The following is an 18715-nucleotide window of genomic DNA, read 5'->3' on the forward strand; positions in this document are numbered from 1 at the left end:
CGTCGCGCCTTGCCATTCCCGCGCATCGCGGCCAAGCCTTTGATCATCGTCGCAAGGGCAGCTCAGCATGTTCAGGGACCGCACCATCCTTATCATGGCGCTTGGCCAGACCCTTGTCTGGGCCGGGCTGTTCTATGTCTTTCCCGCACTGATCCTGCACTGGACCGCCGACCCCGGCTGGTCCAAATCCCAACTGTCCGTCGCCATCGCCATCGCCGTCTTTCTCTCGGGGCTGGCCTCTATGGTGGCCGGGCCGGTGATCGACCGTGGCTTTGGCCCCGCGCTCATGGCGGGCTGCGCCGGTCTGGGCGGTCTTGCCCTCGCCACCCTCTCGCAGGCGCACGAGATCTGGCAGTTTCAGGCGATATGGGCCTTTATCGGCCTCTGCCTCGCGGGCTGCCTTTACGAACCCTGTTTCGTGCTGGTCACCCGCGCCCGCGGCGCCGAGGCCAAGGGCGGCATCGTCGCGATCACCCTCGTCGCGGGCTTCGCCGGCACGCTCAGCTTTCCGGTCGCCAACGCGCTCGCGGGCGGGCTGGGCTGGCGCACCGCGGTGCAGGTCATCGGGTTGTTCGTCGCGCTGATCGTCGCCCCGCTCCTGTGGTGGGCGGCGGCCCGGCTCGAACGCGAACGCCGCGCCCATCCCCACCACGCCGCCGAAGCGCCCGAAACGCAGCCCCGCTTCCTGCGCCGCCCCGCCTTCTGGGCCTTGGGGCTGGCCATGGCGCTCATGGCGACGGTGCATTCCGCAACGCTCCAACACCTTCTGCCGATCCTCGATGAACACAGTATCGCCCCGGCGACCGCGGTTTTCGTCGCCTCGCTCATCGGCCCGATGCAGGTGGCGGGGCGTCTGGCGATGATCTGGGCCGGGCGGTTCCTGTCGCATCACGGTCTCACGCTGACCTGTTTCGCGATGATCGGAACGGCCGAGATCGTGCTGGTCGCCTCCGGCCGCGCGCCGATCCTGCTCTGGCTCTTCGTGCCGCTTTTCGGTGGTGCGGTGGGCGTGGTCAGCATCCTGCGCCCGCTGCTCGCGCGCGAAATCCTCGGCGCGCGCAATTTCGGCGCCAAGTCCGGGGCGCTCGCCTTTCTCTTCCTCGCCGGGGGCGCCTCGGCGCCATGGCTCGGCGCGCTGATCTGGGGCTGGGGCGGGTATGACGCGATGCTCGCACTACTTACCTGCGCCGCCGCGCTCGGCGCCGGGCTCTACGCGATTGCGCGCCGCTTCGGGGCCGACGCGAGAGGTCACACGTCGTAACTGGCAATCTCGATCAGGTTCCGGTCCGGGTCGCGGATATAGACCGACAGGATCGGCCCCTGCGCCCCGGTGCGCGGGACTGGCCCCTCCTCGATGAGAACCCCCGCAAGGTTGAGCTTCTCGACGACCGTTTCCATGGCAAGCGACGTGATCAGGCACAGATCGGCCGCCCCCGGCATCGGGCTGGCTGCCTTGGGTTCGAACTCGCGCCCCGCCTGGTGCAGGTTGAACTTCTGGCGGCCAAAGCTCAGCGCCGTTCGCCCCTCACCGAAAGTGATCACCTCGAACCCCAGGACGTCCCGGTAGAATGTGCAGGTCCGATCAATGTCGGCGACGGTCAGGACAAGGTGGTCCAATTGGTCGATCTGGAGCATGTTGCCCCTCCTTGCTGCTTCGGGCTGGCGTCTGGCGATCCTATCGTGCCGGCCAGATGCCGACAACGACGGTCTCCGAACCATCCCCCGATGGGCTGTCCGCTGCTTGCCCCGGCGTTCCGTCGCACAGGCACATCTGCCGGAAAAATGTTGGCGAACGCCCTACCGCACCGCGCGCCCCGTTCACGATCGGCACCCCCGCGAAATCCGCGTTTTCCCCGACAGCCGGATGTCAGCCGGGCAGCAGCCGGATGTCACCCCCTTAACATCGGGTTAACGGGCCAAGGGTTAACGCCCGGATTTCCGCAGGCAGAATTTTCCTGCACGACGCACAAAGGGCGCTTTGAGGCCGAAAACAAAGGGAAAATGACGAAACGTAGCCCTGCCATTCCCCGCATCTCGGGCGTATGATCCGTTCCGAAACGCTTCACTTCTTCGGGATAGACTCATGACAGACATCGTAATCCTCGACGGCGCCCGCACCCCCATCGGAACCTTCGGCGGCGCCCTCGCCGGAACGCCCCCGGCACAAACCGGGGCGATCGCGGCAAAGGCGGCGCTGGAACGTTCGGGCGTCGATGGCGCGCAGATCGGGCATGTAGCCTTTGGCCATGTGATCAACACCGAACCGCGCGACATGTATCTCAGCCGCGTGGCGGCGATGGACGCGGGCATCCCCGACACGGTGCCCGCGATGAACGTGAACCGTCTGTGCGGCTCGGGCGCGCAGGCGATCGTTTCGGTCGTACAATCGCTCATGCTGGGCGATGCCGATTTCGGTCTCGCCGGTGGTGCCGAAGCGATGAGCAGGGCACCATATATTGTGTTGGACCAACGCTGGGGCGCCAAGATGGGCGATATTCGCACGCTCGACATGATGCTCGGCGCGCTCAATTGCCCGTTCGGCACGGGCCATATGGGCGTCACCGCCGAGAATGTCGCGGGCGAACATGACATCAGCCGCGAAGCCCAGGATGCCTTTGCGCTGGAAAGCCAGAAACGCGCCGCAAGGGCCATCGAAGCGGGGCATTTCCAAAGCCAGATCGTCCCGGTCGAGGTCAAGGTCAAGCGCGACACGGTCGCCTTCGACACCGACGAGCATCCCAAACCCTCCACCACGCTCGACGGCCTTGCCAGCCTCCGTCCTGCCTTCCGCAAGGACGGCAGCGTGACCGCTGGCAACGCCAGCGGCATCAACGACGGCGCCGCCGCCCTCGTCCTCGCCCGCTCAGAGGCCGCCGAAAAGGCCGGTCTTAAACCGAAAGCGCGCGTTCTGGGATATGCCCATGCCGGGGTTCGGCCCGACGTCATGGGCATCGGCCCGATCCCAGCCGTGCAGAGCCTTCTGGCCAGAACCGGCCTTGAAATCAATGACTTCGACGTGATCGAGTCGAACGAGGCCTTCGCCGCGCAAGCCCTTGCCGTCAACAAGGGGCTGGGCCTCGACCCGGCCAAGGTCAACCCGAACGGCGGCGCAATCGCCCTTGGCCACCCGGTCGGCGCAACCGGCGCAATCATCACCGTCAAGGCACTCTACGAGTTGGAGCGGATCGGCGGATCCAAGGCGCTGATCACCATGTGCATCGGCGGCGGTCAGGGCATCGCGCTGGCCATCGAACGGCTCTAATCCACCTCGACCACGGCGCGCGTGGACCGCCCGCGCGCGTCGATCACCGACAGGGTGACAAACCCCTTGCCGACAGGCCCAACGGCAATTTCGCGCCGGTATTCGCCGGTGACCCTTGGGCTCCCGTCGGCCAGAACCGCAAAGGGGGGCACCCCCTCGCGCAGCTTGACCACCAGCGGCGTACCCACCTCCAGTCGCAGCCGAACCCCATCGGGCGGAAAAGCCAGAACCGGTGCATCGGCATCGGGGCTGAACACCGCTTGACGCCCGCGAAACCGCCGAAGCGGCACCGGCAACTCGGAACCGCTCAGGATCAACGTCTCGGGCGGCGGCGGTGGCAGCGGGTCGAGTTCGGGTTTCAGACGCTGGAACACCTCCACCAGAAGCGGCGCCGCCAGATCACCACCAAAGGCCCCTGGAACCGGCGTTCCGTCGGGCCGCCCGATCCACACCCCGGCCACGTGGCGCCCGTCATAGCCCACCGCCCATGCATCGCGGTGGCCATAGGACGTGCCTGTCTTGAAGGCCAACCGCCCCTTCGCCTTGGCCCCCGGCGGGGTCAGTTGCGACAGGATATGCCCGACATGCCACGCGGCTGCGCGGCTGACGAAAGCCTGGCCCTCCACACCCGCTGAGTCTTGCGGTTTCCAAGTAAGATCAACGGCTTCCCCACCCCGGGCCAGCCCGGCAAACAGTTGCACAAGATCATGCAGGGACACACCCACCCCGCCCAATGCAACCGCGAGCCCCGGCTTGCCCCCCGACAACGCGGGGTCGACACCCGCGCGCTTTAACCCGCCCATGAACCGGGCCGGGCCGATCTCATTCATCAACAGGATCACGGGGATATTGAGCGACAGCCGCAGCGCCTCGGAAACGCGGATCTCGCCGCGGAACCGTCCGTCGAAATTTTGCGGCGCATACGAACCAAAGGCCACCGGCCGGTCCTCGATCACCGTTTCGGGATGAGCCAACCCCAGATCAAAGGCCATGGCGTAGACCAGCGGTTTGAGCGTCGATCCCGGCGAGCGCGCGGCCCGTGTCATATCAACGAACCCCTGCCGCGACGATGTCTCGCCATAACTGGCCGACCCGACCGAGGCGAGGATCTCACCGCTTCGGTGATCGGCCACCATGATCGCGACCGACACTTGCCGCGGCAGTTTCGACAAACGCGCAGCGGTCAGGTCTTCCAACGCCCCCTGCAAAGGCCCGTCAAGGCTGAGGTCATGGCGTATGGACAAAGGGGAACCGGCCCGCGCCCGGTCCGTCATATGCGGGGCCAGCGCGGGAAAGGATCGGCGCAGGCGCGGCACCGGGGCCGCCTGCGCGGTCTCAAACGCCTCCTGCCCGATCACGCCCGCATCATGCGCACGCACAAGCACACGCCCACGCCCCGCACGCGCCGCCCGCCAATCGCGGTCGGGGCGCCGGGTTTCGGGCGATTGCGGCAATGCCACCAGAAGGGCCGCCTCGTCCGGGGTCAGTCGCCGGGGCTCTTTCCCGAACCAGGCGAGGCTCGCCGCGCGCACGCCTTCAAGATTACCGCCAAAGGGCGCGTGGGTGAGGTAGAGACCAAGGATCTCGCGCTTGCTCAACTGGCGTTCAAGCGCGAGGGCCAACCGAATCTGGCGCAGCTTGCCCGCCCATGAACCCGTGCCACTATCCTCCAGCAGGCGAGCGACCTGCATGGTCAGGGTTGAGGCGCCCGACACGATGCGCCCATGCCACATGGCCTGCCCGGCCGCCCGCCCCATGGCCCACGGATCAACGCCGGAATGGGAAAAAAAGCGTTTGTCTTCAAAGGCGATCAGCATATCAAGATAAAGTGGATCGACCTGCGCCACCCTGGTTGCCAAACGCCAGCGCCCGTCATCCACGGTGTAAACCCGCAGCAAGCCATCACTTCGATCCCGCATTTCAACCGATGTTTCGGCCACAAGGGGCGGCAAGTCGGTCATGTCGACCCAGCGGTCGAACCGCATCCACGCCAGCGCAACTACGGCAACAACACAGAGAAGCCCAAAGATGTAAGCGACAGGTCTCATTCCAACACGGTCAGCCGCCCCGCCCCGGTCTGAGCGCGATAGTGAGGGCGATACATATCCTCGACCTGTGCCGCCGGATGGTGAAACTCACCGGGCGATACAGCGCGCACAAGATAAGCCAGCTGGAATGCCTTGTCCGAGCGCCAGTCCACCGCGGCAAGGAAACGGTCGGAGCGGAACTCGGCATGTTCGGCCTCCTGCGGATCAAGCCAATCCAGCGCCCGAATATCGCCCGAACGCAAAAGGTTGGGATTGTCGATCTCGAACCCGGCAGGCAGCGGATCGTCGATCATCAGCCGCGCCTCGCCCCGTTCGAACGGCGCCACACGCAACACGACGACGAAACGTTCGCCCACTTTGGGAGTGAGGCTCTGAACCGGCTCGCCCTCCATCGTGTAATAGCTCCGCTCGATGCGATAGCCATAGCCACCTGCATCGGGCGCCACGTCCGGCACACCGAACGTGGTCAGGGTCACATCGGTCGGCGTGTCGCTCTCATTGCGAATGGCCAGGGGTTGTGCCTGTGTCTGCGCTTCGAAAGCGCGGACGAGCGGCCCATCGACCGGCGATCCATTCACGCTCAACCCGGGCACCGAAGGGTCGTTCACCAGCGCCCTCGCGGCCAGCAGGGACCACGCGCTCTCCTGCGTCGAAAACCTGCGATCGGATTGCGCGATATGATTGGCCAACTGGCTTCGATCGACCGCATGACTGCCCGCCTCGACCGCGAGGCTCAGAACACCGGCAGCATCGCGCAGATTGCTGCCGTAATCCGCGCGCCAGATTGCGGCCTCATCCTGCATGCGCGTTTGCATCATGCGCCCGGCCCGGGCGAACAAAGCGTCGGCGCGGGTCTGGTCGCCATACATGGCCAGCGCGGCGCCAAGCTGTGCGACGGCCAGCGGCGTGGAAAACGCCTCGGCCTTGACGTCGGCGAAATACCGCAGATCGGCCATCGCCGCGGCCCCTTCGCGCGCCAGAACCATCAACGCATAAGCAATGTCTCCCCCGCCCTCATCGAAATCCGGCGCATAGTTCACCCGGTTTCGCAGGTTATCCATCGCCATGCGAAAGGCGTTCTGTGGCACGTCATGCCCTTCGGCACGCGCGCGGCTCAGGAAATCCGAAACATAGGCGTCGAGCCAGAAATCCCCCGACCCTGCGCGCCACAATCCGAACGCCCCGTTGCTGGCCTGATGGCTCAGAACCCGAGCGATGGCTTGGTCAATACGCTCTTGCACCTGCCGCTGGCTACCTTGGCCAAGGGCGGTGGCGACCTGGCCGAAATACAAGAGAGGCATCGCGACGGATGTCACTTGTTCGGTGCAGCCATAAGGGTAACGGTCAAGCGCCGAAAGAAGGCCGGGCGCGTCCAGTTTGGCCAGCGGTCCGGCCGAAACGGCTGCCGAGCCAGTGCCGGGTCTCATCCCGGCGAAAACATTGTCGTCGAGCGTGAAGGTCTCCCCCGATCCGAGCACAAAGCGCCGCGTAAGCGCAATCTCGGGATCGTTCAGGCGCACCGGCAGGGTCAGCGTTTTTACAAGCTGCCGACCGTCCGGCGTTGTCAGGGCCACGCGCAGGCTGTGATCGCCCACATCATCGGCCAGAACCGGAATCGAGAAAGCAGCCTTGCCCCCATCGGCGAGTGTCACGCCCGAAGGGATCGCCGCAGTATCCAGAGAAACGCCCGCAGCCGACACATCAAGCCCGACACGACCCGCCGGTCCGTCCGCATGAACGAGTTCAAGCAACAGGCGGCTCCGATCGCCCGGCGCCATGAAGCGTGGCAGGCTGGCGGTGACAACCACCGGATCGCGCACCAGAACATCCGCCGCGCTCTGTCCTACCCCGCTTCTGGACCAGGCCACCGCCATGAGACGCACCGTCCCGTTAAAGCCCGGCATGTCAAAAGACACCGCCGCCGTGCCATCGGGCCCGATTTCGACCGGGCCGGAGAAGAAGGCAACAAGCTCTTCAGTCGGCGGGGGTGACTGCATGCGCATCTCGCTCGACGCGTCGCCGCCCGAACGCACGGCTCCCATGGCCCCGTTCATCCCGTCGATCAACCGGCCATAGACATCGCGGATATCGACCCCAAGCCGTCGCTGGCCAAAGTAGTGTTCGAATGGATCGGGGCTTGCAAAACCGGTCAGGTTGAGAATCCCGACATCCACGGCCGCGACGGTGACAAAGGCCGTTTCGCCCTCTGCGACACCATCCACACGGACCACCGCATCCAATGGGCCACGCGGTTCAGACGCGGTCGGTGCGTCAATCTCCACGTTCAGTCGCTTGTCGCCCGGATCTATCTGCGCATAGGAAAGCCCCATCGACCGCGCCGGATTCTGCGCCGCGGCAACATCCATGGGGCGGATCACCGTCGCCGAAACATAGGCACCGGCCCCCCATTCATCGGTCACATCCAGCGAGACAAGATTCTCGCCTTCTTCGACATCGACCGATTTCATCGCGATCAACCGGTTCGACATGACGGTGACAAGCGCCTTGCCTGCATAACGTGGCACCAGGCGCAAAGTCGCTACGTCTCCACTCCTGTATCCCGGCTTGTCGAGCGAAAGTTCAAGCATGTCCGGAGTCGTGGTCACATCCGCAGGCGCGTACCAGCCCGCATAGAAATCCTGCGAGCTGGAGACATAACGACCATCGAGCCGCTCGACGACAAGTTCATAGCGCCCCCACTCGACCGGGGCGGAGACCTGCAACGGCTCCTGACCCAGCACTCCCTCGCCGCGCTTGACCGCGCGGCGGGTGGTGATGGGCTCCCAATTCCAGTTGCCGTAGTCCTGATACCATTGATAGCGCGTTTCGACCCGGTTGACCGTCCAGCGCACCTGCATTGGCACCCGTTCAAGCGTCGGCGAGATCGCGATCACATCAAAGGCGGCCTCGGTCCCCTCGGGCACAATGCCGTCGTCGAACAACGGCTTGAGGCCGATCACCGGACCAGCGGGCGCCACGGCATGTGTCACGCGCCGCTCGACCGGTCGGCCAGATCCTTCGGACACCCGGCCGATCACGTCCAGTTCGAGCATGCGATCGTCCACCGGGGCATCGGGCAGGCTGATTTGCACCTTTGCATTGCCATCGGCGTCGGTCCTTTCGCCCTGAAAAGACCCGCGGCGCGCGGTCGCCTCTCGGTCATGCCGACCAAAGACATAACCCGGCACGGCATCGACCGACCGTTTGGCACGAAGAACGGTATCCCCTTCGACCGGCAAATCCGAACCCGGGGCGCCGAACAGATACCTTGCCACCACGTTCAATGTCGTGGTCTGGCCGGGCCGCAAGCTATCGTCCGGCAGAGACATCTCGAAGTCGATCCGTTCGGGCAGGAAATCCTCGACCAGGATCGTTTCGCTGGCCAGGGCATCTTCGACCGAATCCGCCTTGATCTCCAACCGCCACACGCCACGCGGGACACTGGCCCCGATGGGCATATCGAACACATGTCCGCCCGCCAAACCGGTTTGCGAGACATGTCGGGCATATTCCACACCATCCGGCCGCGTGAGTATCGCGGTCAACGGAAGGTCCTCGATAGCAGAGACCTCGTCATCACGAGCCAAAACCGTTGCATGTATCATATCGCCCGCGCGATACGCGCCACGGTCCGTTGCAAGGAATACATCCACAGGCCCCGCCGGTGCGCGCCCTTCAACCCCGCGATCCGACAGATCGAACGCCGGCTCACTGAGCGACAGAAAGGTCATGTCAGCCTCGCCATCCTGGGCTGTCACCAGCGCCGGTTCGGCTCCGCCCTGACCACGGATCAATCCGGCGTCAAAACGGGCATAACCTTGGGCATCTGTTCTCGTCTGGCCCAGAACCCTGTTGGCGCGCGACAGAAGAGACACCTCTACTCCCTCACGCATGTCGGCGTCCCCGAGGCCGCGTACAAAGACATGGAGGCCGTCAGCACCACTCAGCGTTGAAAGGCCCAGATCGGACAAGACAAACCACTGCGTCGCGCCCGGATCGTCATAGCGGTCTTCGCCCGGCACCGAGGCGCTCAGAGCATAAACCCCCGCGGGAAGCCCCGCGATGATCTCGCCTACGGGAAGGCGGGTCAGAATATCCGTATTGAGTTCGTTGCGAACCTCTCCAACACCGGTCCAGACCTCTTCACCGACCTCGCCGGAAAAACGTCGATCGGTGAAAAAGGGCAGCGGACGGCCGAAATATTGCTCCTGGATGGCACGCAACACGCTGCGATCGCTCACATGGCGCAGGCGCAGATCGACCTTGTCAATGTTTACGGTCTCGATCGGAACCGCTGCGTCACCGGTTTTCGGAAGCACATAGGCCCGCCCCGGGAACCGGGCCGATGGCGTGCGATCACGTACATAGAGAGAGAGTTCCACGTCCTTGGCTAACGCCTCACCACTCGCCGCCGGCAGCCCTTCGCGAAAAACAAGCGTGTATCGCTGACCATGTGCCACACCCGAGATGCAAATTCGATTTCCATCGGCCTCAACCGCCATGCGTTGATCCGGCATGCTGACAAATGAGGAATAATCGGTCCCCAGCTTGATCAAGGGTTCGGAAAACTCGGCGCATATGCGGGGATTCGCCTGATCGCTCTCGACCACATGCTCGGTAACGCGGAAGCCGTATTTTGCGATCGCATCATCCAGCCTTGCCAAGAGATCCTGTCGTGGACGAATCGTTTCCGCCAGCCGCAAAGCCGGGATCATATCCCGCCCGCGATCCAACCGTTCCAGCGCGTCTGACATCACCGAAAGCGCATTGACGCGTTGTGGATCATTTCCCGACCTGAGATACCCGTTGATCGCCGCGAGCAAGGCACGGTCGGCCCACCGGCGCAGATCGGCGTTCGTCGAACTTTCGATCGCAAGCGAAAGCCGACCGTATTCGACCCACTGATCACTGGCATCCGTCACAGCAACCGCAGCCCCGATCCAGCGCATCGCATTGAGCGGGTCACCCGCCCGCCGCCGATCATCCGCCGCCTTCAAGAGGGTTTCGACATCCCATTGCCCACCGGGATGAAGCGGCCCAATCCCCTTTGCCTGATCAAAAGCACGCTCAAGATCGCGTTCCGGCAGGAAATTCAACTCTTGCAAACGCGTGGACGCACTTTGCGCAACGCGCGGGTCCACCGTCAGAACTTCGGCAGAGACCGCACCGTCATAGGGTTTCTTTTCACTGATGGCAGATTTCGGGAAACAGGCATTCGAACGCTTGTTGAACGTAAACGCCCGGCATTGCGGATCAGCAAGGCAAGCGTTCTGGCATGATTCCAGATCCGTATCGAACAGCGATTGCAGGTCAGCCCCGTAAAAATCCACGTCATTGGTCACGACAAGACGGCGCTCGGGTACGACATCCTTCGCGACAACGACACCGGACAGACCGGTCAGCACGACAAGAGCGAACAAAAAAAATCGCATGAAATCCTCCATCGGCAATAGCTTGATCGTCTCATGCACCATGAATTTTCGCAACGATTCCCCATGCGCCGGTTAAGCAAAAATTCACCACAATGACAGAACCTCTCATCGACTCAGACAGCGCGATCCGAGAGTTTCGAAATGAGCCTGGCAAACAAACTCGCCGAGGAACGGCGTCTCAGGCTGGCTGCCGAGCGGTTACTGGAACAAAAGCAAGCCGAATTGTTTGCGGCCAACCGCAAGCTTGGCCTTCATGCCCGCAAACTTTCGGATGAGATCGTCGAAACGCGCGCCGAGGTCAAAACCGTGCGTGACGAGAACCAGCGCGTCAAATCCGACCTGACCGTCGCTCACCAGAAAGCCGAGATTGCCGAGCGTCGGCTTTGGCACTCGATCGAGACCATTCAGGACGGATTCGCCTTTTTCGACGTCGAAAGCCGCATGATCGCCGCCAACAAATCCTATCTCGCCGTGTTCGACGGGCTGGACGAGGCTGAACCGGGGGTGAGCTATGTCCGTATTCTGCAACTGATCACGGAAGAGGGAATCGTCGATATCGGAGACAGAACCCCGGCCGATTGGCGGGCCATGATGATCAAACGCTGGCAATCGCCAGTGCCCGATCCCACGGTGATCCGGCTCTGGAATGGCCAATACATAAAATTGATCGACCAACGAGGTCATGGTGGTGACGTGGTCAGCCTTGCCCTCAACATTACGGAAACCGTTCGATACGAAAAGGAACTCAAGAAAGCGCGCGAACGGGCCGAGGCGGCAAATCGGGCAAAATCTTCGTTCCTTGCGAATATGAGCCACGAAATCCGCACCCCTATGAATGGAGTCGTCGGCATGGCGGAACTTCTTCGCGACACAACGCTCGACAAGGAACAAGAACTCTATGTCGATACGATCAAGAATTCGGCCGAGGCCCTTCTGGTCATAATTAACGACGTCTTGGATTACTCCAAGATAGAAGCCGAGAAACTGGTCCTGCATCCCGAACCGTTCGATCTCGAGCGCTGTATTCACGAAGTTGTCTTGCTTTTGCAACCGGTGGCCCGTGACAAGGAGATCGAGATTATTATCGAGTATGACTTGTTTCTCCCCACGGTATTCGTGGGCGACCCCGGCCGTATTCGGCAGGTCCTGACTAATCTTCTTGGCAATGCGGTCAAATTCACACCCGAAGGGCATGTGCTCGTACGCGTTGTGGGCATGCAGCAGGAAAATAGTCCTGAAACCCAGCTTCACATCACCGTCGAGGACACGGGTATCGGCATCGCCGCCGACAAGGTCGAGCATATCTTTGGTGAGTTCAATCAGGTCGAGGACGAGCGCAATCGCCAGTTCGAGGGCACCGGTCTAGGCTTGGCCATCAGCGAAAAACTGATCCGGATGATGGGCGGCACAATCTGGGTGGATTCTGAAGAGGGCGGCGGGTCCTGCTTCGGTTTCAAACTGACGCTGGAGACAACAGACACAGGCTCTGAAGAACCCGCCAGCTTGCCGGGGCACCTGAAGAAAATCATGGTTATTGACGATCTGGATGTAAATCGCCTGATCCTGAGCAAGCAGATCGAGGCGCTCGGGCTGACGGCCCATTGTTTTGCCAATGGGGCACAGGCACTCGGGGCGCTCGACGATACCTATGATGCGATTGTGACCGATCACAATATGCCCAAGATGGACGGGCTCGAACTTGCCCGCCTGCTGAACGCAAGGCATTCGGAGCTGCCCATCATCCTCGCAAGTTCGGATCCGGGCGCTGCCGAGCAGGACCCGGCCTTCGCATTGATTCAAAGCGTGATGCCCAAACCCACGCCAAGGCGCGTGTTGCTTCACCACCTCGCCGCTCTGGGAACGGGAACCACCCAACCACGCTCAGCCAAGGCTCTCAAAGAGGTCGCAAAATCCCGCCCTATGCGCATTCTTGCCGCCGAGGACAACAAGACCAATCAACTCGTTTTCAGAAAGATGGTCAAAGCGCTCGACATCGATTTGAAGTTCGCAGGCAACGGAATGGAAGCCGTGAACCTCTATCAGGAGTATGCCCCTGATCTGGTATTCATGGACATCTCGATGCCCAAGATGGACGGAAAAGAGGCCACGGAAAAAATCCGCGCAATCGAAGGCCAAGGCGGGCCCCGTGTTCCCATCGTCGCCCTGACCGCCCATGCGATGGATGGCGACCGCGAAAGCATCCTGGCCGCCGGGCTTGATCACTACCTGACCAAACCGCTGCGCAAGGTCGAGATCATTTCGATGATCAGCAGGTATCATCCGGACGGTGCGCGTGAAATTGCTTCGGAGGATGTTCAGACGATCGCCTGAGCGTTCTCATCGCGCAGGAAAACCCAACGATCCGCTTGCGACATATCAGCGTTGAAACGATACCCACCGGTATCGAAATCTTTCAAACCTTCAGGATCGACCAGCCGGTTCTGTACGACGAAGCGCGCCATCGCGCCCCGCGCCTTCTTGGCGAAAAAGCTCACGATCTTGGGCGCCTCGGCTCGCATTTCCATGAAAACGGGTTCGACCACCCTCAATTCGAGCGCGTTACGATCAACCGCACCAAAATATTCCTGGCTGGCACAGTTGACGAGTGTATTGCAGCCAATCTTGCGGGCCTGTTCGTTCAACGCCCGGGAAATCCGGTCTCCCCAGAATTCATAAAGCGTCTTGCCGCGCGGATTGGTGAGCTTGCTTCCCATTTCAAGTCGGTAGGGTTCGATCTCATCAGTTGGCCGCAACAGCCCATACAGGCCCGACAAGATGCGAAGGTGATCTGCGGCCCAGTCCATTTCATCGCGGTCCAGCGACGCAGCCTCCAGGCCGGCATAGGTGTCTCCATCGAACATCAACGCCGCCGGCCCGCGCACCATCGCCCCGAAATCGCGAAACCTGTCCCGATTAAGCAGGGCCAGCTTTTCGCTTATCCCCATAAGCTTTTGCAATTCATCCGGGTTCAGTTCACGCGCAATCGATGCCAGTTGCCCCGCCTCGTCTTGGAACACCGGCTCGGTTGGCTCGAACTTGGCAACCGGGTTTTCGTTCAGACGTTTGGCAGGAGATACGATAACAAGCATGGTGATGTCCCAAATATTGGCTTCAAGATTGGGACCTAGTCCGCCTCGCGAAGGATTTCCAGAAATGCCTCTCCAAATCGCTCGGTGCGTTTGGGCCCCAGGATTCTTTCGATCACTTGCACATCGGCAGAGCGCAGTTGAGCGACCCGCGCCAGAAGCGAGGCCGAACACGTCATCGGTTTTTCAATCCCATTATTTCCCCGAGCAAGTTCGTTTTGCACCTGCATCAAACGATCATAGATTCGACCCGCATCACGTCCGGCAATCCCGCGTCGCACCGGGTGCACCTGGGAGACTTCGCCCTGGATGACCGACAGGAATGCATCGCCGTAACGTTCGAGCTTTTTTGCTCCGACTCCGCCGATCCGGACCATGTCATCCAATGTGGATGGGCGCGTTTCGGCCATTTCGATCAATGTGCGGTCATTGAAAATGATATAGGCGGGCACGCCTGCCGCCTCGGCCAATGCCCTGCGTTTCGCCTTGAGCGCAGAAAGCAGCGGGGCGTCTTCGTCCGAAACCAACGTCTTGACAGCAGGCCGATCCGGGGATTTGCGAAGGCTGTCCTGCCTGAGCGTTATGCTCTCCTCACCGCGCAAGATTGGCACGGCCTTTTCGGTCAGTCGCAGCGCACCATAGCGCTCGGGGTCAGGGCGCAGGAGGTCATGGCCCAGCATCTGGCGAAAGATCGCCTGCCACTGAGCGCGCGAATATTCCGCCCCCACGCCGAAGGTTGGGAGGGCGTCATGGCCACGCTGGCTCACCTTGTCGGTGACATGCCCCAAAAGAACATCGACCAGATGGCCAGCACCAAAGCGTTCGTCCGTTCGCAGCACTGCGGAAAGTGCCTTGCGCACCGCTGTTGTCGCATCGAAGGTTTCAGCCGGGGTGTCACAGAGGTCACAATTCCCGCAGGCGGAGGCACTCTCGCCGAAATAGGACAACAACGTCTTGCGGCGACACTCGATCGTTTCGGCAAGCCCGAGCAGGGCATTGAGACGGCCGTGATCGGCAGAACGGCGTTCCGGCGGGGCGAGACCTTCATCGATCTGCGTTCGCCTTAGGCGGATATCGTCAGGACCAAACAGAGTGAGTGTTTCCGCGGGCGCTCCATCGCGGCCGGCGCGGCCAATCTCCTGATAATAGGCCTCGATCGACTTTGGCAGGTCGGCATGAGCGACCCAGCGAATATCGGGTTTGTCCACACCCATCCCGAAGGCAACGGTTGCCACGACGATAAGACCATCCTCTCGGGCGAACCGTGTTTCGACGATGCGACGGCTCTCGGCCTCCATCCCGCCATGATAGTGGCAGGCATTATGACCAGCTTCGCGCAACGCCTGTGCCAGACCTTCGGTCTTGGCACGAGTGCCGCAATACACGATCCCAGATTGCCCTTTGCGTGAACCGGCGAATTCGAGAACCTGTCGCCGAGGCCCGTCCTTCGCAGCAAAAGCAAGGTGAATATTGGGACGGTCAAAGCCGTGCAGGAAGATCTCGGGGCTTTTGCCGCCGAACAACCGCTCCACGATCTCGTCACGGGTTTCGGCGTCGGCCGTTGCCGTGAACGCCGCCAGCGGCACGTTCAGCGCCTGCCGCAATTCTCCGATCCGAAGATAATCGGGGCGAAAATCATGGCCCCACTGGCTCACGCAATGGGCCTCGTCAACGGCGATCATGCGCACGTCGATTCGTCGCAACATGCCAAGCGCAGATCCTGCGGCCAGCCTCTCGGGCGCGATGTAAAGCAGTTTCAACTGATTGCTGTCCAATGCCTGCCAGACAGCATCGGTTTCCTCTTCGGTATTGCCGCTGGTCAAAGCTCCTGCCTCGACCCCGGCCTCACGCAAGGCGCGCACCTGATCTCGCATCAGGGCGATCAAGGGCGATATAACGACAGTGACCCCGTTGCGCATCAGCGCGGGCAATTGGAAACAAAGCGATTTTCCGCCGCCCGTTGGCATGATGGCCAATACATCGCGACCAGCCGCAACCGCCTCGACGATCTCTTGCTGACCCGGCCGAAAGGAATCGAATCCGAATACATCGCTCAGAAGCGTGGCAGCGCCTGACATGAAAAACCTGTTTTGATCTGACTGCTCTTGTCCGAAGCTTCACATTTCACGATGGAATGAACAAGACCCGACCCGACACAGGCTCAGCGCAAGAGAAGCTCGGGCAGGATGAAATCGCGCAGGGATATGATGATGATGAACACGACCAGCGGCGCAAGGTCAAGCGGTCGTGTATCCGGCAGAATGCGCCGGATCGGGTCATAGATCGGCTCCAGCAGGCGGTTGAGGCCATGCCACACCTGGGCAACGAAAGGTTGATGCAGGTTGAGAACCTGAAAATTGATCAGCCAGCTCATGATGATGTGGGCAAGCAGAATGAAGAATGCCACGTTCAGAATCAACGCCAGCGGCCCATAGATCGCCATCATGCTGAGAAACCCTTGTATTGATTTGCGGTTGTGAAACTAGGGCACCCCCTGAGAGAGAACAAGGCCAAGACGAAAATTAACCGGATGTCAAGGTAAGGAATACCTTGCCACGTTGCCGGTTTCACGGTCTAACTTCGCCTATCGAACGGGGGGCAGGCATGGCCGAGATTTCAGCGCGCAGGCGCATCTGGGGGTGGTGGTTTTTCGATTGGGCCAGCCAGCCTTATCACACGCTGCTTGTCACATTCGTGTTCGGTCCGTTCTTTGCAGGGGTCGCCGCCGAGTTCTTTCTTGCCGAGGGCCTTAGCCCTCAGGCCGCTGGCGCGCGCGCGCAGAGCGTCTGGTCTCTTTGCCTGACGATCACCGGGCTGCTCATCGGCCTTGGCGCTCCGATCATGGGGGCCTTGGCCGATACCCAGGGTCGGCGCATGCCGTGGATCGTCGGGTTTTCGATCATGTATGTGGCCGGCTCTGCCGCCTTGTGGTGGACGATGCCGGACGGGTCGAACATGTGGTGGATGCTGCTGGCATTCGGGTTCGGCTTTGTCGGTGCGGAATACGCCTTGATCTTCATCAATTCACAGCTTCCATCACTGGGTGACGAACAGCAGGTCGGCGAGATTTCCGGGTCGGGGTTTGCTTTTGGGTACCTCGGTGGGCTCGTCTCATTGGTCATCATGCTGCTGTTCTTTGTCGAGCAGGGCAGCGGAAAGACCCTGATCGGCCTTGATCCTGCCTTTGGCCTGATGAATGCCACCGACAAGGAGGGCACCCGGTTTGTCGGCCCTCTGACGGCGGTTTGGTATCTGGTGTTCATGATCCCCTATTTCCTGTGGGTCCGGGACGTGAGAACGCCCCGCATCGACGCCGGTTTTTCCGGCGCCATGAGGCTTTTGCGCAAGTCCGTTGCAAACCTGAAACATCGAACGAGTCTGCTGACCTACCTTGGGTCCTCGATGTTCTATCGTGATGCCTTGAACGGCCTTTACGGATTCGGCGGCGTTTATGCCAAGCTGGTGCTTAACTGGGAACTGACCATGATCGGGATTTTCGGGATCGTCGGCGTGATATCCGCGGCGGCGTTCAGTTGGCTTGGCGGCAAGCTCGACAAGCGCCTGGGGCCCAAGCCCGTGATCATCATGGCGATCTGGGCACTCATCATTGTCTGCACGGTCATTGTCGGCATGTCGCGAGATCAGATATTCGGCATCCCCCTGCCCGAGGGTTCGACCCTTCCGGACATCGTCTTCTTTGGCTGCGGCGTGTTGATCGGCGGCATGGGCGGCACGTTGCAGGCGGCCTCTCGCACGCTCATGGCGCGCCATACCGACCCGATCGCACCGACCGAAAGTTTCGGGCTCTATGGCTTGTCGGGGCGGGCCACGGCATTCCTGGCCCCCGCGCTTATCGGTGTTGCCACGACGATCACCCAAAGCGCGCGGCTTGGCATTGCACCGGTCATCCTGCTGTTCCTGACCGGCCTGATCATGCTACGCTGGGTCAGCGCCAAGGGAGACAAGGAAACATGGTCCGTTTCGCCACACTGATGATTGGGTTGTTGCTCGGGCTGGCCATGCCGGTTGATGCGGCGGACCCGCTTGCCAAGCAGCTATTCGGGTCCAAGAGCGCACCGTCGCGGCAAAACCCGGCCGCTTTTGGGGGGTATTCCAAGGGCTGTCTGGCCGGTGGGGTGAAACTGCCCGAAACCGGAGCCACCTGGCAGGCGATGCGACTGTCGCGAAACCGCAATTGGGGCCACCCGGAAGCCATTGATTTCATAAAGGATCTGAGCCGCGCCGCAGCCCGTCAGCCAGGATGGAACGGGATCTATGTAGGAGATATCAGCCAACCACGCGGCGGGCCGATGCTGTCGGGGCATCGCAGTCACCAGATTGGTCTCGATGTCGATGTCTGGATGCTGCCTGCCCAACGGCTCAACCTCACGAGGGCGGCGCGCGAGAATCTCTCCTCGATCTCGATGCGGCGGGCGAAGGGGGCCTTTGTCAACCAGAACTGGACCCGTGCCCATCACGAGATCATCAAGGCCGCCGCATCCGACCGCCGCGTGGCGCGGATATTCGTGTTTCCCGGCGCCAAGGTGCAGATGTGCAAGGATGAGCGTGGCAATCGCGCATGGCTGCGCAAGGTGCGGCCCTGGTGGGGGCATCATTACCATTTCCACGTCCGGCTCGCCTGTCCCCGGGGCATGCGTCATTGCGCAGACCAGAACCCGCCGCCGCGCGGCGATGGATGCGCCGAAGCGCAGCAATGGGTGAACAACATCCTTAATCCGCCGCCGCCCGATCCGAACGCACCGAAACCGAGGAAACGGCGCGAGTATGTTCTCGCAGATCTGCCCAGGCAATGCGCTGGCGTTCTACAATCGCCATAGGGGCGATCCTTCCGGTCATTTTGACACTCACTGGATCGGCCGGTGAGCC

General features: G+C 61.7%; 11 protein-coding genes. 5 read left to right on the forward strand and 6 right to left on the reverse strand.

The window, feature by feature from the left end:
- Positions 1 to 67: 67 nt before the first annotated feature.
- Positions 68 to 1261: an MFS transporter gene (locus FLO80_RS06155; protein WP_111362712.1), complete on the forward strand. Its 1194-nt coding sequence runs from the start codon at positions 68 to 70 to the stop codon at positions 1259 to 1261.
- Here FLO80_RS06155 and FLO80_RS06160 read toward each other — a convergent pair.
- Entirely contained in the window at positions 1249 to 1635 is a 387-nt protein-coding gene (locus tag FLO80_RS06160) for a VOC family protein (RefSeq protein ID WP_111362715.1), read from the reverse strand. The genes FLO80_RS06155 and FLO80_RS06160 overlap by 13 nt on opposite strands.
- A gap of 448 nt (positions 1636 to 2083) precedes the next feature.
- Between FLO80_RS06160 and FLO80_RS06165 the strand changes: the two genes are divergently transcribed.
- Positions 2084 to 3262 carry an acetyl-CoA C-acyltransferase family protein gene (locus FLO80_RS06165; RefSeq protein WP_111362717.1) on the forward strand — a complete coding sequence of 393 codons (1179 nt, stop codon included), beginning with the start codon at positions 2084 to 2086 and terminating at the stop codon, positions 3260 to 3262.
- Here FLO80_RS06165 and pbpC read toward each other — a convergent pair.
- Positions 3259 to 5310, reverse strand: a complete 2052-nt coding sequence (gene pbpC, locus FLO80_RS06170) for a penicillin-binding protein 1C (protein ID WP_111362719.1) — start codon at positions 5308 to 5310, stop codon at positions 3259 to 3261. The two genes, FLO80_RS06165 and pbpC, sit on opposite strands and share 4 nt — an antisense overlap.
- Positions 5307 to 10742 (reverse strand): alpha-2-macroglobulin family protein, encoded by a 5436-nt coding sequence (locus FLO80_RS06175; protein WP_111363220.1) that lies wholly within the window; start codon positions 10740 to 10742, stop codon positions 5307 to 5309. The genes pbpC and FLO80_RS06175 overlap by 4 nt, the downstream gene beginning before the upstream one ends.
- A gap of 141 nt (positions 10743 to 10883) precedes the next feature.
- Between FLO80_RS06175 and FLO80_RS06180 the strand changes: the two genes are divergently transcribed.
- A complete protein-coding gene (locus tag FLO80_RS06180) occupies positions 10884 to 13073 on the forward strand; it encodes a response regulator (RefSeq protein WP_111362721.1) in 2190 nt (729 codons plus the stop codon).
- On the opposite strand, the gene yaaA is transcribed toward FLO80_RS06180, so the two are convergent.
- The 3 genes from yaaA to FLO80_RS06195 all read right to left on the reverse strand — a co-directional run bounded on the left by yaaA (position 13058) and on the right by FLO80_RS06195 (position 16274).
- Positions 13058 to 13831 (reverse strand): peroxide stress protein YaaA, encoded by a 774-nt coding sequence (gene yaaA, locus FLO80_RS06185; RefSeq protein WP_111362724.1) that lies wholly within the window; start codon positions 13829 to 13831, stop codon positions 13058 to 13060. The two genes, FLO80_RS06180 and yaaA, sit on opposite strands and share 16 nt — an antisense overlap.
- Before the next feature lie 35 nt (positions 13832 to 13866).
- Entirely contained in the window at positions 13867 to 15906 is a 2040-nt protein-coding gene (gene recQ, locus FLO80_RS06190; protein WP_111362727.1) for a DNA helicase RecQ, read from the reverse strand.
- An 83-nt stretch (positions 15907 to 15989) separates the two neighbouring features.
- The gene (locus tag FLO80_RS06195) at positions 15990 to 16274 is read right to left on the reverse strand and encodes a YggT family protein (RefSeq protein WP_111362730.1); all 285 of its coding nucleotides are present in this window, start codon (positions 16272 to 16274) and stop codon (positions 15990 to 15992) included.
- Between the two features lie 158 nt (positions 16275 to 16432).
- Between FLO80_RS06195 and FLO80_RS06200 the strand changes: the two genes are divergently transcribed.
- Together FLO80_RS06200 and mepA are read left to right on the forward strand one after the other, a co-directional pair.
- Positions 16433 to 17821, forward strand: coding sequence for an MFS transporter (locus tag FLO80_RS06200; RefSeq protein ID WP_111362732.1), 1389 nt, complete (start codon positions 16433 to 16435; stop codon positions 17819 to 17821).
- Positions 17821 to 18666 (forward strand): penicillin-insensitive murein endopeptidase, encoded by an 846-nt coding sequence (gene mepA, locus FLO80_RS06205; protein WP_246156598.1) that lies wholly within the window; start codon positions 17821 to 17823, stop codon positions 18664 to 18666. Before FLO80_RS06200 ends, mepA begins: the two co-directional genes overlap by 1 nt.
- Positions 18667 to 18715 lie beyond the last annotated feature (49 nt).

Origin of the sequence: Aquicoccus porphyridii, from assembly GCF_008369105.1 — a bacterium.
In the GTDB taxonomy this organism is placed as follows: Bacteria; Pseudomonadota; Alphaproteobacteria; order Rhodobacterales; family Rhodobacteraceae; genus Aquicoccus; species Aquicoccus porphyridii.